Raw genomic sequence first — 13,352 nt, 5'->3', positions numbered from 1 at the left:
CGGCGGAAGCCCGGTACCGGCACCCGTACCGTGCACCGCTACTTCCAGGAGATGGCGCCCTTGCCGAGGGTGTAGGGGGAGCCCCAGTACTCGGCGCCCGTGACCTTGGTGGCCGTCGGGGCGAGCGCGACGGCGCAGCCCTGGGCGGTCTGGCCGTTGGTGAAGCCCTTCGGGAGCGACGAGCTCGGGCACTTGGCGAAGCCGCCGATGATCATCAGCTCCTGGGCCTCGCTGCCGTCCGGCAGGAGGCCCTTGATGTGGTCCACGCTGGTGAAGGACAGGTCCGTGGTCCCCGCGTTGGTGATCGAGTAGTGGACGTAGTACGGGACGAGGCCCTTCACCTTGTCGCCGAGCTTGAGCGAGTCCAGGTCGGCCGGGTCGCCCGTCTCGATCGAGCTGACGGCGAGTGCGATGACGCCCTTGGTGCTGCCGGAGGTGAACTGCACCTGCGCGGGCTGGCCGATCTTGAAGGTCTGCCCCGGGGTGGCGTCCGTGCCGCCGCCGGCCGCGGGCGCGGGCGCGCTGGCGGTGGCGCCGGCCGGAGCGCTGCTGGACGGGCTCGCGGCGGCCGGGGTGCTCGGCGCGGCGGCGGGCGTGGTCGGGGCGGCCGCCGGGGTCGTCGGGGCGGCGGCCGGGGGCGGAGTGTTCGTGGCCGTGTCCGACGAGTTGTCGTCGTTGCAAGCGGTGAGGGTCAGCGCGCCTACTGCCGCGAGGCTGACGAGTGCCAGCGTGCTTCTACCGGCGCGGATGCTGCTCATGTGAGTTCCCCCGTGTCCCGGACCGCCAGGCGGCGGTCCTGCTCTCATGTTGATAGCGCGGCGGAGGGGGCGGGCGCCACGGCTTGGCGAGCTTTTGACTCGGACGTGACGTGACCGCGTCGGGGTTGTCGAAGAGCCGGTGCGGCCGCCGGAGTTTGCCGGGGCCGCGTGGGCGTGGACCTGCGGCGAGTCTCGGGCCCGTTGCAGGGGTGTCTCGGAGGCATCTCGCGCGAGGGCTGGATGGGAGGCTGTGGCTACGGTGGTGGCCATGAGAGCGGGGGATGGCTCGGTCCGGTCCGGGATACGGCGGGTGTTGTTGACGTTGCTCGGCCTGGTCGTGGCGGCGGCGGTGATCGTCGTCGCGGTGTTCGCCTGGGCTTTTTTCGATCTGACTACCCTTCCCAAGGCGCCGGACGCGGCGGGACTGGCCCGCGCGGCCGACACGCGTGAGGCCCGCGAACGGGCGGTGACGTTCGCCGACGACCACACGGCGCGGCTGAAGGCGGCGGCGTCCTGGGCGGAGGTCCTGGACAGCTCGGTCGCCGACCGTTGTCATGCGGAGGCCCGCAGCGAGACCTTCGGCAGCAAGCCGGCCTGGTCGCCAGTGGTGTGCCAGAGGACGACGGTGCTGTACGCGGCGTTCGACGGCGAGATCGAGCAGCGGCTCGCCGACCTGGACCGGGCGGCCGAAGGGCTCGGCTGGAAGGTGCGATCCGACGGCAAGAACCTGGTGCAGCAGCTGCGGCACATGCACAGCCCGGGCGGCGATGCGACGGCCGAGCAGACGGCGGAGGCGCTGGCCCGGCCGAACACGGTCAGCGTCGACCACGTGCCCGGCGACGGGCGGAAGGGGATCACGCTGACGGTCGGAGTCGCGGACGGCAGGGGCATTCCGCTGGTGATGGGCAGTTGGGACGACCGGTCGTCCCTGAGCGGCCCGGATGCGAAGCCGTATCTGGACCGGGACTCCGAGCGGGTCGTGTACTTCGACTGGCGGCGCGTCGACGCCGAGGGGCTCAAAGCCAAGGCCTACGCGGGCCACCGCTACCTGATGGCGATCGGCGTGACCCAGACCTATGCCACCGGCTGCCCGGGCGCCACGTGTGACAGGGCCGTAGCGCCCTGGTGAGGGGGAGGGCGGTGGCCGCCGAAGTGGCGGCCACCGCCCCGGCTCGGGCCGGTCAGACGAGGTGGTCGAACTCGCCGGCCTTGACTCCGAGGATGAAGGCGCGGAGCTTGGCGGCGGTGGTGGTCACGATGACGTCCGGGTCGTCGGACTCGCGGACGTGGCGGAGGTCGCCGGATCCGGAGGCGAGTTCAACGCAGCTGCCGCCCTCGTTCGAGCCACTGAACGATGACTTCTGCCAACGAAGTTCGGACATCGGGCGCGCCCTTCAGGTCTGGATCAAGTAGAGGAGATGTCGAATGAGTCCCCACGAGTCGCGGGAGGAGGAGAGTGTGGTCAGGGACTGATTTGTATCGACGGAAGGCAGCGCAAGCTCGCTCAGTTGGTTGAACGTCGTTCGGTAACTCTCGATCGAGCGCCGGTCGCCAAGATACTCGGTGTGGCTTGGGTGATCCACAATTACCGTGGAGAGGTCTGATGCTCCGGGATCGAGAAGCACGAACTGGCCCGTGTGGGGTGGCTTCTTCGCGGCAGTGAAGGACAAGACCTGAATGCTGACGTTGGGAAGCTCTGAAATATCGAGCAGATGCAGGAGCTGCTCCCTCATCACGGCATCGCCTGGGAATCGCAAGCGCAGTGCTGTCTCATGGATTACGAATCGGAATTCCCGATGGGGTAGATCGGTGAGGATTCGCTGCCGCTGGATCCGAAAATCGATCTCGGCTGCCACATCCAACTTGCGGTTGTGATGTGCGTCTTCATAGATGGCCTCGGCGTAGGCGGGCGTCTGGAGAAGGCCGGGAACGTAGAAGGTCTCATAGTTGTCGATCGAGGCGGAGCTGGACTCTGTCTCTGCGAGATCAAGTGACAGCGATGGAACGCGATCCGTGAAGTCCGTCCACCAGCCCTTCCCAGTGCTGCGACCCATGTCGGCGATCTTCGCGCGGTAGGCAGGATCAAGGCATCCGTACGCGTCGAGCCAGATCTCAAGTCGCTCCGGGTTGAGGGTGATCCGTCCGGCCTCGGTGTGGCTCACCGCCGGACCCTTCATGCCTACCAGCGCGCCGGCCTCCGGCGCGGACAATCCGGCTGCGCTGCGCAGGCGTTGCAGCTCCTCGCCGAATCGGCGCTGCCGCTGGCTGATCGGCCCCTTGTATCCCACGGCTGTCCTTCCCTGTCAGCGCAGTCTCGCGCACAAGTCTTCTATGGCGCCACCAACGAGTGATGGCAGTAGGGGAGCCTCATCGATCGGCTTGCAACCTTGCCACTCAACCCCCTACTCTCAGTGTTGCACCGATCACACGACGGAGCGTCAGTAATGCCTTCCCTGGCGCCGCAGAGCAGCCATGTGCGGCCTGGCTCACGGTCACGTCTCCGCCGCGAACTCCCTCTCCTCTTCCGGAGGTTCTTCGTGCGTGCCTTCAACCCTCCCGACTGGTCCGCCGCCCGCGACGAGCTGCGGGACGTCCTCGGCTCCTCCGGCTGGCCGGACGATGTGATCCGCGACGCCGAACTCGCCCTCCACGAGCTCTTCGTCAACGCCTGGAAGCACGCCGGCAGTCAGGCGCCCCTCGTGGTGGTCGTCCTCCTGAACCGGACCGTCCGCGTCTCGGTCAGCGACGACAGTCCGGACCTCCCCGAGCAGCGAACCTCCGCCGACCCCTACGAGCTCTCCGGCCGAGGGCTCCACCTGGTCCGCTCGCTCACCCACCGCTTCGGGGCCGACCCCCGCAAGCGCGGCAAGAGCGTCTGGTTCGAGCTGGACGCCGCCGCGTGAGCCCGAACTCCTTCCCCGGCGCCCGACGAGGTGACCCGTGGGAGTCGTGATCCCGCTCGTCACCAGCTCCACCCATGTCGAGCGAACGACCGTCCCCTACCTCGCCGTTGAGGCCGTCCCAGACGCCACCGTGCAGCTCCGGCTCGCCGTCGACCTGGACGTCCACGCCGGCCCCGGCGAACAGCTCGCCTTCCCCCTCACCCGCGACCAGGCCCACGAACTTCTGCACGGCCTCGCCGCCCACCTCGGCCACCACGTCATCGGGATCCGCCGATGAGAACCGGCACCATCGACTTCCTCGTCGGCGCCGCGTTCGCCGTCCTGATCGCGCTCGCGATCGTCACCGTCGTCCTCGGCGTCATCACCGCTGTCAAGGTTGCAAAGCCCGAGGATGACGCGCCCGCCCGGCGCACACCGAACTGATCGCCCCCTGTCACCCCTCCCATGAAGGGCACCTCCATGCCCGAAGTGCCGCCGCAGCCTCCGCTCGCCAACGCGCTCGCCGCCGCCCACTACGCCGTCGCCGCCGCCTTCAACGCGCATACCGCCACCGGATGCACCCCGACCGTCCCCGACGACTTCGACTGGCCCCAGCTCGAAGCATTCATCCACCAACTCGGCTATGACGCCGACGAGTCGGACGCTGCCCTGAATCTCTACCGCCTGCTCACCGCCGTCCAGCGGATCGCCTATCGCGAGGGCGCCGGCCGCAACACCACCTGGCACCCTGCCCGTCTCAACCCCCGACCCGGGGCCGGTCCCAGGGTCAGACCAGCCGCCTCGGACCCGTAGCGGGAAGTCGGCCCCTCCGACTTCCCACTCCGCGACTGCCACCGGCGCCCTCCCACCTGACCTCAGGGCGCGAGGGAACGAAGGACGCGGGGCGGATACAGACCGGCAGGCCGCGCCCGACCGGCCGCAACGGTGACGAGGTCTCGACCCAGGGGCTGAAGCCTCGTCACAACACGTGGCGTTGCCGTGCGGGCATTGTCGTACAGGCCCTACGAACGGCGGGCCAGCAGGTGGGCGTCGAGGAAGCCCCGTTCGGAGGCCGGGTCGTGGAGCAGCCGGGCGAAGGGAACGAGCCCGGCGTCGGCCAGCAGTTCGGCGAGGCCGTCCACCGGCCAGCTGAAGGCGGGCGTCACCTTGTGGTCGAATCGGACCGGCTCCGGTCCGTCGGTCCCGAAGAAGGAGACCAGGAGCAGGCCGCCCGGTGCCAGGACGCGCACCTGCTCGGCGAGCAGCTCCGGCAGTTCCCCCGGCGGGGTGTGGATCATCGAGTAGTGGGCCAGTACGCCGCCGAGCGCGCCGTCCTCGACCGGCAGGGACTCCATCCGCGCCTCTTGGAAGCGCAGCGCCGGATGGGCCCCCCGGGCGTGGTCGACCATGCCCGGGGAGAGGTCGAGTCCGAAGGCGTCCAGGCCCAGTTCGTGCAGCATGGCCGTCAGATGTCCGGGCCCGCACCCGACGTCCGCGGCCCGCGGGTTGCCCGTCTCGCGCACCAGTTCGGCGAAGGTGCCGATCATGGCCCGGGCGAACGGCCGCCCCTCCAGCCGGTCCGCGAACAGTGATGCGTACAGCTCCACGACCCCGTCGTAGGCCACCCTGGTCTCGTCCTGATGATCCGCCACGGGAAGCACTCTAAAGCCGGTCTGATGATCGGTCTTGTGGTAGGTCGAGATGGGGTGACGGATGCGGTGTGGGAGCGGAGCCAGGCCCTCGGCCGCTCCCGGGGAGGACCGGCCACTCGCCCGCCCTGAGTGGTTCCGGGCGATCGCCCTGCGCTTCGGCGAGCTCGCCGACCGCTACCGTGAGGCCGTTGGTCCGGGCCCCTGATCCCACGGCTCCGCGAACCAGTCAGATGATCATGTGTCAGACGGTCCTAGTGCATCAGTACGAAGACGGCTCCGGCGACGACCGCGATGAGGACCGCGATGAGGAGGCCGAGCACCGTTGGCGAGATCCGGTCCCGGAACTGCTTCTGCGGCCGGACCCGAGCAGCCTCGTCCGTGCTCAGTTCCCACCAGTTGACGACGCGCTGGAAGTCGACGTCGAATTCGGAGTCGGGGTACATGTCGCTGTTCTGGAGCCCGGGGAGCGAGCGGCGCCGCCCGCTCGTGAGGAACATCCGGGCCGCCTGCGAGTCGCCGGTCTGGCTCTCGATCTTCCGCACGTCGATCCACTGGACCTCGTGCCACGGGTAGGTGCGGCCGCGCCCGAGGCCCCAGCAGATGGTTATTCCGGCGGGGCCGACCGAGGACCAGCTCCGGAACGTGACGCAGCCGAGGGGTGTCAGGAGCAGAATCGTTCCGCCGATCAGCCAAGCGCCAGCCGTGGGACCCATCTTGACGACGGCCAAGGAGCCTTCGAGACCGAAGATGACGAGCGTCATCAGGAGGTGCGACCAGGACGGACGGTACCGGTCCTTGGCCCGGAAGATCAGTTCGTTCACTCCGCGCACACTACGCCCTGGGCTGTCGCGCCGGGACGGCGGGGATGCTCACCGTCCGATCCCCAACAGGCCTGCGGGGCAACGTTCCAGTGCTCGCAGCGAGGCCGACCGCCGGCTACTGCATGACCTCGAGGTGCGGGTGGTCGAAGGACGTCGGGCAGAAGTAGAGCTGCAGGTTGTAGCCCCGGCCGATCTGCACCATGACCGGGTCGTCGATGTCGCGCCGGGCCTCCGCGTCCGCCGGCACACCCTGCTCCTCCAGCGGCGCCCATGTCCCGTCCGAGCCGCCGGAGCTGATCGTCAGCAACGGTGTCATGGCGGCCCCGCACGCGCCGCAGGTCATCGCCCACGGATCGCGGAAGCTCCACGGGCCCCACCCGCCGACCTTCCAGCCGGGGGCGACGGAGAGGTCCGACTGGTAGCAGGCAGGGTCGCCGCCCCCAGGGCGGCCGGACGTCTCGCCCCACTGCCGGATCCGGGACCGCAGCTCCCGGTCCAGCTCCAACGGCGCCGGGTACTCGGTGACCACCTCGGGGTGGAGCACGCACGGCTCCGGGACCGTCCCGCCGTGGCTCTCCACGTCGGCCGGCGCGGGAGGGTCGGTCAGCACGGCCCGGACGTCGGCGGAGGACCGCCACACCAGGTGCACGACCGGCATGTCCTCCCCGTGGCCGTCGAGCGGGCACCACAGCACCTGGAGCAGGTCGGCACCGTCCGGGCAGGGCAGGCCCGGTACGTCCCGTGCGTACAACTGGGCCACGGGCAGCATCGCGTTCGGTGCCGTGCTCCACGGGTGGCCCTCCCCGGCGCGGTCGAGCGCCGCCCGCTCCTCCGGCGTGAGGAAGTCGGCTCCCGGTCGCCGCGGCCGCTTCCGGGCCTCGCCCAGGATCTGCCGTTCCAGCCGGACGTCGCTCGGCGACACCGGCAGCCCGTGGTCGTCCTCGTGCTCCCGCTCGCACACCGGCCAGGGCTCGCCCGCCGGCCAGAGCAGCGGCCCGCCGACGGAGCTGTCGCGCACCGTCGGCTCGCCGCGGCGCGGGTGCAACCGGACGGTCTCGCGGGCCAGCGGCGCCAGTTCGGGGAACGCGGCGACGATGTCCGCGGGGCGGGGCGGTGTGGTGCGTGCCAACGGAGGTCCTTCGGCGGTGGACGGAGACGGTGGACGGAGACCGGGTCGGCGAGGACGTTACCCGTCGGCGCGGACACCGCTCCGGCCCCGGACCATTGGTCGTTCAGGTCGTTCCCGGTGGCGAAGGACCCCTCGACGTTGAGGGCGCCGAGGTCGACGCGCCCGCCGCCTCCGGTGGCGTACTGGCCGGCCGGGCACAGGGCCTGCAAGGTCTGCTGGCTCCGCGCCGGAACCGCGACCGGCCCGCTGAACACCTGGGTGTGCGGCGCCGTGGAACAGATCGCCGACGCCCACAGCGTCGCGTCGACGTCCGATGCGCCGTCCACGGTGACGACCCAGGTCGGGCCGCTGGCGTAGGAGCTGATCAGCGGCAGCGGGTGGTGGTGGCGGCAGGGAGGGCCCGGCCGCGCCCTCCGGCGTTCGGTCCCGCTGCCGGTGCTCATTCCGCTGCCGGTGCCGCCGCTTCGGCGCGGCGACGCCGGGCGTAGGCGACGGTGAGCGCCGCCACGAGCGGGCCCCAGAACAGCAGCGGCGCGTAGCAGGCGTCCATCACCAGGCCGGCGGTGCCCCGGGGAAAGTCGGGGTTGTCCAGAGGGCCGCCGGGGATCAGCGTGACCGCGGCGCAGAGCGCGGTCACGGCCGCAGCGCCCAGCCCGGCGGGGACGGTCACCGCCGCCCGCGGGATGCGCCGGCCGCCCAGCCCCGGAACCCAGTTCGGGACCCGCTCGCCCCACGGCCGGACCAGGCCCAGCGTCAGGCAGGCCGCCGCCTGCGACGCGACCGACAGCACCAGCACGTAGACCATGATCGCCGGACCGGTGTACAGCTCGCCGAGCCTGCCGGTGAAGCCGACGTCGGCCCCGAAGCCCAACGCCAGCCGCCACACGCACGAGGGGACCGTGCACAGCACGGTGGCCCACGCCGTCCACACGGCCCAGCGGGGCGCGGCGGCTGTGGTCGTGTTCGACAGGTGGCGGCGGGACATCGTGAACTCCTGCGGTGGGAACGGGGTTTACCGACCCCTCGACGATCGCGCAGCGGGCGACCGGATCCATCGTCTGCACCGGCGGACCGTCTCCCCCCGCCGAGGGAGTGTCGGGCCGGGGTGCGCCCCCGGAGGAGGAGACGGGACCCTGACCCGAGGCCCGAGGCCCGAGGCCCGAGGCCCGAGGCCCGAGACCCGAGGAGGTGATCCCCGGATAGTGGCTGTCAGGGGGGTGTGCCAGAGTCTGCGTGTGCTTGAGATCGTGGTCGAGACGGAGAACAGGGAGCGGCATGTCCGCTTGTCCGCGGAGGAGTTGGCCGGGCTGGTCCGCCGGATCGGCGGCGACGGTGACCGGTTCCTGGTGATCCAGCGGGTTCCCGACCTGCCCGACGTCTTCGCGCAGGTCTGGCACGAGTCCGGCGGGGAGTACACGCTGGAGTACCGCGACGGCTCCTCCGACCGGCACTTCCGGACGCCGGCCGACGGTCCCGAGGTCGTGGTCGCGGTGCTGACCGGCTGGGCCCGGCAGGAGGCCGGTTGGGAGTCCGGTCCGGTCTGGTCGCTGCTCGACCTGGGCCCCACACGCGAGGTGCCGGCGCTCGACCTGGACGAGGACGACCGCAGGCAGTTGGAGAAGCGCGTCCGCGAGGTGCTGGTCGGCGGCTACGCCTCCCGCGCCGAACTGGCCGAGCTCGCCGAGGACTACCTGGTCACCAAGGATCGCCGGCCGGTCTCGCGCGAGCAGGCGCAGGTGCTGGCCGACCGGCTGTGGCTGGAGCGCGTCGCGGAGCAGGCGCACTGGCAGGGTGAGACCGACCCGGAGCGGCTCACCCGTGTGTTCGCCGCCCTGCAGGAGGCCGGCATCACCGCCCGCGAGAACTTCACCTGCTGCCGCAGCTGCGGGCAGTCCGAGATCGGCGGCGAAGGCGGGCCGGACGCTCGCGGCTTCGTCTACTTCCACACCCAGTGCACGGACGCCGCCGCGGCCGGCCACGGCCTGACGCTGCTCTACGGCGGCTTCGACGGCTCGTCCGAGACCACCGCGGCCATCGGCCACGAGGTGGTGGCCGCCCTCGAAGCGGGCGGCTTCCACACCTCGTGGGACGGCGACCCGGGCCAGGCCGTCACCGTCGCCCCCCTGGACTGGCGCCGCCGCCTGGTCGGCTAGAGCTCACGCACAGCCTTCCTTCTCCAGCAGGCTTCAGGGGCCGTCCAGCCCCGGCAGCGTGTCCTGCTCGACCTCGTGGCGGGCGACGCGCTCCGCCGGGTCCCGGCACTCCGGGCCGAGGCGCAGCATCCGGGACTCGGGGTCGTGCAGCGGCCGGTGGCAGCGGCGGCAGGTGACCCGGGGGCGGAGGACCTCCGGGGCGTCCGTGCCGGGGAGGGGGTCGGGGGCGGTCATGGGCTAGACGGTAGCCGGGCCCGGCCGTGAAAGGATCTCCCCATGGCGAGTGAGCGCAGCAGTGCAGGAGATCCGGCGCGCACGCTGGCACTGCTCTGGGGTGTGTCGGCGGAGGAGAAGCCGGGCCGGCGCGGGCCCCGGCAGGCGAAGTCGCCGGCGGAGATCGCCGCGACGGCGATCGCGCTGGCCGACGCGGAGGGTGTGGACGCCGTCACGATGCGGCGGGTCGCCCAGGAGTTGGGCGTCTCCCCGATGGCGCTCTACACCTACGTGCCGGGCAAGGCCGAACTGCTCGACCTGATGCTGGACACCGTCTACGCGACGATGCCGCGCACGGCCCCCGCCGGCGAGGACTGGCGGGCCCGGGTCACCGCCGTGGCCGACGACAACCGGGCGCTCTACCGGGCGCACCCCTGGGTGGCGGGGGTCTCCACCAGCCGCCCGCCGCTGGGGCCGGGGGTGATGGCCAAGTACGAGTACGAGCTGCGTGCCCTGGAGGGGACGGGTCTGGCGGACGTGGAGCTGGATGCGGCTCTCACCCACCTGCTGGGCTTCGTGCAGACCTGCGCCCGGATGGCCGTCGACGAGCGTGCCGCCGAGCAGGACAGCGCGATGAGCGACGCCCAGTGGTGGACCGCCAACGCCGAGCTGCTGGCCCGCGTCCTCGACCCCGAACGGTTCCCGGTCGCCGCGCGCGTCGGCTCCGCGGCCGGCGAGGCCCACGGCGGCGCGTACAGCCCGGACCACGCGTACGCGTTCGGACTTGCCCGGGTGCTGGACGGATTCGCGGCGCTGATCGCGGCGCAGGGAGAGTAAGTAGACCGGCCTACCTATTTTGCTGCGCCGGCTTGCCACGCGGTGAATCTGTAGACCGATCGGTATATGCAGATCCGATCGGTATATGCAGACCGGTCTACATAGGTAGACCGGTCTGCATAAAACCCCCGGTGCTGCCCGCTCGAGCCTCGTCCGGACCGGGCCGCGCCCCGCCCGTCCGCGCCCCTGCCCGGCGGGTCGCCGGTGCCGCCGACCCGCCGGCGTCGCGGTGCTCGCCCGCGCCGCCGTCCCACCCGCGCCGCCGTGCTCACCCGGCTCAGCGAGGCGGCCGGGCGTCGTACTCCTCGCGGGCGGCCCGGACGCCGCACATCCGCTCCTCCACCCAGTGCGCGAGCGCGGAGACGTGCTCGGCCGCCTCCAGTCCGAGCGGGGTCAGGCTGTAGTCGACCCGGGGAGGGATCACCGGGTGGGCCTCGCGCAGGACGAAGCCGTCGCGCTCCAGCGTCTGGAGGGTCTGCGCGAGCATCTTCTCGCTCACGCCCGACACCCGGCGGCGCAGCTCGCTGAAGCGGTAGCCACGCTCGCGCAGCGCGACCAGCACCAACACGCCCCAACGGCTGGTGACGTGCTCCAGGACGCCGCGCGACGGGCACATGCGGTCGTAGATGTCGGGCGCTCTGTCGAGGAACGACGAGGCCGACGGGGCCGATGAGGCCGATGACGTCTCTGCCATTACCTTCATGTCAGTACCCTACTTCGAAGTGCGTACTATCCAGAAGTTAGTGCCCTCCCTAGGGTGAGTTCTCGAAGCCGAAGCGCGGCGAGGACCCCCGACGCGCGGTGAGAAACCCCAGGGAGCAGCACATGTACGTCGTCACCGGTGCCACCGGACAGCTCGGCCGGCTGGTCGTGGAGGGGCTGCTGGCTGCCGTCCCGGCGGACCAGATCGCGGTGGTCGTCCGCTCGGCGGACAAGGCCGCCGCCTGGGCCGCCCGGGGCGTGCGGGTGCACGAGGCCGACTACGGCCGCCCCGAGACGCTCGCCGGGGTGTTCGCGGCCGGCGACCGGGTGCTGCTGATCTCCGGGAACCAGTTCGGCAGCCGGGTGGCGCAGCACCGCGCGGTGATCGACGCGGCGAAGGCGGCCGGGGCCGGGCTGCTGGCCTACACGAGCGTGCTGGGCGGCCCGGCGGCGACGTTCCGGATCGCCGAGGAGCACATCGCCACCGAGGCGGTGCTGCGCGAGTCCGGCCTGCCCTTCGCGCTGCTGCGCAACGGCTGGTACACCGAGAACTACACCGCGACCGCGGCCGGGAGCCTGGAGCGCGGGGAGGTCTTCGGCAGTGGCGGGGACGGTCGGGTGGCCACCGCCCCGCGCCAGGACTACGCCGACGCCGCGGTCGCGGTGCTCACCGGCGAGGGGCACGAGGGCGGTGTGTACGAGCTGAGCGGCGACGCCGACTGGAGCATGGGCGAGTACGCGGCGGAGCTCTCCGCGGCCTCGGGCCGGCCGGTGGTGTACCGCGAGGTCGAGCCGGCCGAGCAGGTCGAGCGGCTGGTGGCGGCGGGTCTGCCGGAGGCGTTCGCGGAGGTCTTCGTGGACACGGACGCGGCCATCGCGCGCGGCGAACTCGGCCTGCGCACCGGCGACCTGGCCCGGCTGATCGGCCGTCCGACCGTCCCGCTGGCGGAGACCGTGCGCGCCGCGCTCACCGCCTGACGGTTCCCGGTCCCTCCGCTGTCATGACCAAAATGCGCGTACGGAGATGACAGCCTGCCCCCGGGCCCGCTACCGTCGGCTCGACACACGTGCGCGCGGAGGGCAGGCCGGCAATGCCAGAGACAACCCAGCAGGAGGCCGGCCGAGGGCTCTGGTTCGGTGTGGCCGCGTATGGGATCTGGGGGCTCTTCCCGCTGTTCTGGCCGCTGCTGGAGCCGGGCGCGGCCGACGACATCCTCGCCAACCGGATGGTCTGGTCGCTGGTCGCCGTTGCGCTGCTGCTGCTCGTCCAGCGGCACTGGGGCTGGATACGCCCGCTGCTGCGCCAGCCGCGCCGGCTCGCCATGCTGGGCGCGGCCGCCGCCGTGATCTCGGTCAACTGGGGCGTCTACATCTGGGGCGTCAACGCCGGGCACGTCGTCGAGACCAGCCTCGGCTACTTCATCAACCCGCTCGTCACCATCGGGTTCGGCGTGTTGGTGCTGAAGGAGCGGCTGCGGCCGGCGCAGTGGGCGGCCGTCGGGATCGGCGCCCTCGCGGTGGTGGTGCTGACCGTCGGGTACGGCCGGCTGCCGTGGATCGCGCTGACCCTGGCACTCTCCTTCGCCACCTACGGGCTGCTGAAGAAGAAGGTCGGGCTGAGCGGGCTGGAGAGCCTGGCGGCCGAGAGCGCCTTCATGTTCCCCTTCGCCCTCGGCTACCTGGTCTACCTGGAGTTCAGCGGCCGTGGCACCCTCGGGCACACGGTGGCCGGCTCGTACGGCTGGGGGCACTCGGGGCTGCTGATGCTCAGCGGAGTGATCACCGCGATCCCGCTGCTCTGCTTCGGCGCGTCGGCCGTGCGGGTCCCGCTCACCGTGCTCGGGCTGCTGCAGTACCTGGCGCCGGTGTTCCAGTTCCTGATCGGCATCGCGGTGTTCCACGAGTCCATGCCGCCCGCGCGCTGGGCCGGCTTCGCCCTGGTCTGGGCGGCGCTGGTGCTGCTCACCTGGGACGCGCTGCGCCGGGTGCGGGCCGACCGGGTGGAGCGCGCCGCGGCCCTGGCCCGGGCCGCCGCCTCCACGACGGCCGGACCGGGCATGACCGGACCGGGCACGGCCGGACCCGCCACCGCGCCGGCCGCCGCCCGCTGAACCCGCCGCCCGCTGTACCCGCCGCCCGGCCCGCCGACGACGGCCGGCCCCGGCTGAACGGGCGGCCTGACCACGACTCCCCGGCCACCCCGGA

At 71.7% G+C, this 13,352-nt stretch carries 18 protein-coding genes; 9 read left to right on the top strand and 9 right to left on the bottom strand.

The window, feature by feature from the left end; genetic code table 11:
* Positions 1 to 38 precede the first annotated feature (38 nt).
* Complete coding sequence (locus tag ACZ3YO_RS28400; protein ID WP_465574665.1) at positions 39 to 758, bottom strand: hypothetical protein; 720 nt, start codon at positions 756 to 758, stop codon at positions 39 to 41.
* Positions 759 to 1,107: 349 nt separating this feature from the next.
* Here ACZ3YO_RS28400 and ACZ3YO_RS28395 point away from each other — a divergent pair, with 349 nt between their 5' ends.
* A complete protein-coding gene (locus ACZ3YO_RS28395; RefSeq protein ID WP_465574662.1) occupies positions 1,108 to 1,887 on the top strand; it encodes a hypothetical protein in 780 nt (259 codons plus the stop codon).
* A 52-nt stretch (positions 1,888 to 1,939) separates the two neighbouring features.
* Here ACZ3YO_RS28395 and ACZ3YO_RS28390 read toward each other — a convergent pair whose 3' ends face one another.
* Both ACZ3YO_RS28390 and ACZ3YO_RS28385 read right to left on the bottom strand, forming a co-directional pair.
* Positions 1,940 to 2,140 (bottom strand): DUF397 domain-containing protein, encoded by a 201-nt coding sequence (locus ACZ3YO_RS28390; protein ID WP_465574659.1) that lies wholly within the window; start codon positions 2,138 to 2,140, stop codon positions 1,940 to 1,942.
* Positions 2,141 to 2,152: 12 nt separating this feature from the next.
* Entirely contained in the window at positions 2,153 to 3,046 is an 894-nt protein-coding gene (locus ACZ3YO_RS28385; RefSeq protein ID WP_465574656.1) for a helix-turn-helix domain-containing protein, read from the bottom strand.
* 249 nt (positions 3,047 to 3,295) lie between these two features.
* On the opposite strand from ACZ3YO_RS28385, the gene ACZ3YO_RS28380 reads away from it, so the two are divergent.
* The 4 genes from ACZ3YO_RS28380 to ACZ3YO_RS28365 are packed head-to-tail and all read left to right on the top strand — an operon-like array spanning position 3,296 to position 4,453.
* Entirely contained in the window at positions 3,296 to 3,661 is a 366-nt protein-coding gene (locus tag ACZ3YO_RS28380) for an ATP-binding protein (RefSeq protein ID WP_465574653.1), read from the top strand.
* Between the two features lie 37 nt (positions 3,662 to 3,698).
* Entirely contained in the window at positions 3,699 to 3,938 is a 240-nt protein-coding gene (locus tag ACZ3YO_RS28375) for a hypothetical protein (protein ID WP_465574650.1), read from the top strand.
* Positions 3,935 to 4,084 (top strand): hypothetical protein, encoded by a 150-nt coding sequence (locus tag ACZ3YO_RS28370; RefSeq protein WP_465574648.1) that lies wholly within the window; start codon positions 3,935 to 3,937, stop codon positions 4,082 to 4,084. Before ACZ3YO_RS28375 ends, ACZ3YO_RS28370 begins: the two co-directional genes overlap by 4 nt.
* Before the next feature lie 36 nt (positions 4,085 to 4,120).
* A complete protein-coding gene (locus ACZ3YO_RS28365; protein WP_465574645.1) occupies positions 4,121 to 4,453 on the top strand; it encodes a hypothetical protein in 333 nt (110 codons plus the stop codon).
* Positions 4,454 to 4,662: 209 nt separating this feature from the next.
* On the opposite strand, the gene ACZ3YO_RS28360 is transcribed toward ACZ3YO_RS28365, so the two are convergent.
* The 4 genes from ACZ3YO_RS28360 to ACZ3YO_RS28345 form a co-directional block, all read right to left on the bottom strand.
* Positions 4,663 to 5,292, bottom strand: a complete 630-nt coding sequence (locus ACZ3YO_RS28360) for a class I SAM-dependent methyltransferase (RefSeq protein ID WP_465574642.1) — start codon at positions 5,290 to 5,292, stop codon at positions 4,663 to 4,665.
* Between the two features lie 251 nt (positions 5,293 to 5,543).
* Entirely contained in the window at positions 5,544 to 6,113 is a 570-nt protein-coding gene (locus ACZ3YO_RS28355) for a hypothetical protein (protein WP_465574639.1), read from the bottom strand.
* A 115-nt stretch (positions 6,114 to 6,228) separates the two neighbouring features.
* Positions 6,229 to 7,242: a hypothetical protein gene (locus ACZ3YO_RS28350; protein ID WP_465574636.1), complete on the bottom strand. Its 1,014-nt coding sequence runs from the start codon at positions 7,240 to 7,242 to the stop codon at positions 6,229 to 6,231.
* A gap of 439 nt (positions 7,243 to 7,681) precedes the next feature.
* Positions 7,682 to 8,227: a hypothetical protein gene (locus ACZ3YO_RS28345; protein ID WP_465574633.1), complete on the bottom strand. Its 546-nt coding sequence runs from the start codon at positions 8,225 to 8,227 to the stop codon at positions 7,682 to 7,684.
* Between the two features lie 250 nt (positions 8,228 to 8,477).
* On the opposite strand from ACZ3YO_RS28345, the gene ACZ3YO_RS28340 reads away from it, so the two are divergent.
* Positions 8,478 to 9,395, top strand: a complete 918-nt coding sequence (locus ACZ3YO_RS28340; RefSeq protein WP_465574630.1) for a DUF6891 domain-containing protein — start codon at positions 8,478 to 8,480, stop codon at positions 9,393 to 9,395.
* Between the two features lie 33 nt (positions 9,396 to 9,428).
* On the opposite strand, the gene ACZ3YO_RS28335 is transcribed toward ACZ3YO_RS28340, so the two are convergent.
* A complete protein-coding gene (locus tag ACZ3YO_RS28335; protein WP_465574627.1) occupies positions 9,429 to 9,629 on the bottom strand; it encodes a DUF6011 domain-containing protein in 201 nt (66 codons plus the stop codon).
* Between the two features lie 42 nt (positions 9,630 to 9,671).
* Here ACZ3YO_RS28335 and ACZ3YO_RS28330 point away from each other — a divergent pair, with 42 nt between their 5' ends.
* Positions 9,672 to 10,445 (top strand): TetR/AcrR family transcriptional regulator, encoded by a 774-nt coding sequence (locus tag ACZ3YO_RS28330; RefSeq protein ID WP_465574624.1) that lies wholly within the window; start codon positions 9,672 to 9,674, stop codon positions 10,443 to 10,445.
* A 277-nt stretch (positions 10,446 to 10,722) separates the two neighbouring features.
* On the opposite strand, the gene ACZ3YO_RS28325 is transcribed toward ACZ3YO_RS28330, so the two are convergent.
* Positions 10,723 to 11,139 carry a winged helix-turn-helix transcriptional regulator gene (locus ACZ3YO_RS28325; RefSeq protein WP_465574752.1) on the bottom strand — a complete coding sequence of 139 codons (417 nt, stop codon included), beginning with the start codon at positions 11,137 to 11,139 and terminating at the stop codon, positions 10,723 to 10,725.
* Between the two features lie 131 nt (positions 11,140 to 11,270).
* On the opposite strand from ACZ3YO_RS28325, the gene ACZ3YO_RS28320 reads away from it, so the two are divergent.
* Both ACZ3YO_RS28320 and rarD read left to right on the top strand, forming a co-directional pair.
* A complete protein-coding gene (locus tag ACZ3YO_RS28320) occupies positions 11,271 to 12,125 on the top strand; it encodes an SDR family oxidoreductase (RefSeq protein WP_465574621.1) in 855 nt (284 codons plus the stop codon).
* Positions 12,126 to 12,238: 113 nt separating this feature from the next.
* The gene (gene rarD / locus ACZ3YO_RS28315) at positions 12,239 to 13,258 is read left to right on the top strand and encodes an EamA family transporter RarD (protein ID WP_465574618.1); all 1,020 of its coding nucleotides are present in this window, start codon (positions 12,239 to 12,241) and stop codon (positions 13,256 to 13,258) included.
* Positions 13,259 to 13,352: the final 94 nt, after the last annotated feature.

The sequence above is a fragment of the Kitasatospora sp. NPDC022785 genome, assembly GCF_055561295.1.
Note: the sequence above shows the minus strand (reverse complement) of the source record. Positions and strands in the feature narration are given on the sequence as shown.

Coding starts and splice junctions, on each gene's coding strand:
- ACZ3YO_RS28400 (WP_465574665.1), bottom strand. CDS start 758: ATGAGCAGCATCCGCGCCGGTAGAAGCACGCTGGCACTCGTCAGCCTC.
- ACZ3YO_RS28390 (WP_465574659.1), bottom strand. CDS start 2,140: ATGTCCGAACTTCGTTGGCAGAAGTCATCGTTCAGTGGCTCGAACGAG.
- ACZ3YO_RS28370 (WP_465574648.1), top strand. CDS start 3,935: ATGAGAACCGGCACCATCGACTTCCTCGTCGGCGCCGCGTTCGCCGTC.
- ACZ3YO_RS28365 (WP_465574645.1), top strand. CDS start 4,121: ATGCCCGAAGTGCCGCCGCAGCCTCCGCTCGCCAACGCGCTCGCCGCC.
- ACZ3YO_RS28345 (WP_465574633.1), bottom strand. CDS start 8,227: ATGTCCCGCCGCCACCTGTCGAACACGACCACAGCCGCCGCGCCCCGC.
- ACZ3YO_RS28335 (WP_465574627.1), bottom strand. CDS start 9,629: ATGACCGCCCCCGACCCCCTCCCCGGCACGGACGCCCCGGAGGTCCTC.
- ACZ3YO_RS28330 (WP_465574624.1), top strand. CDS start 9,672: ATGGCGAGTGAGCGCAGCAGTGCAGGAGATCCGGCGCGCACGCTGGCA.
- ACZ3YO_RS28325 (WP_465574752.1), bottom strand. CDS start 11,139: ATGGCAGAGACGTCATCGGCCTCATCGGCCCCGTCGGCCTCGTCGTTC.
- ACZ3YO_RS28320 (WP_465574621.1), top strand. CDS start 11,271: ATGTACGTCGTCACCGGTGCCACCGGACAGCTCGGCCGGCTGGTCGTG.
- rarD (WP_465574618.1), top strand. CDS start 12,239: ATGCCAGAGACAACCCAGCAGGAGGCCGGCCGAGGGCTCTGGTTCGGT.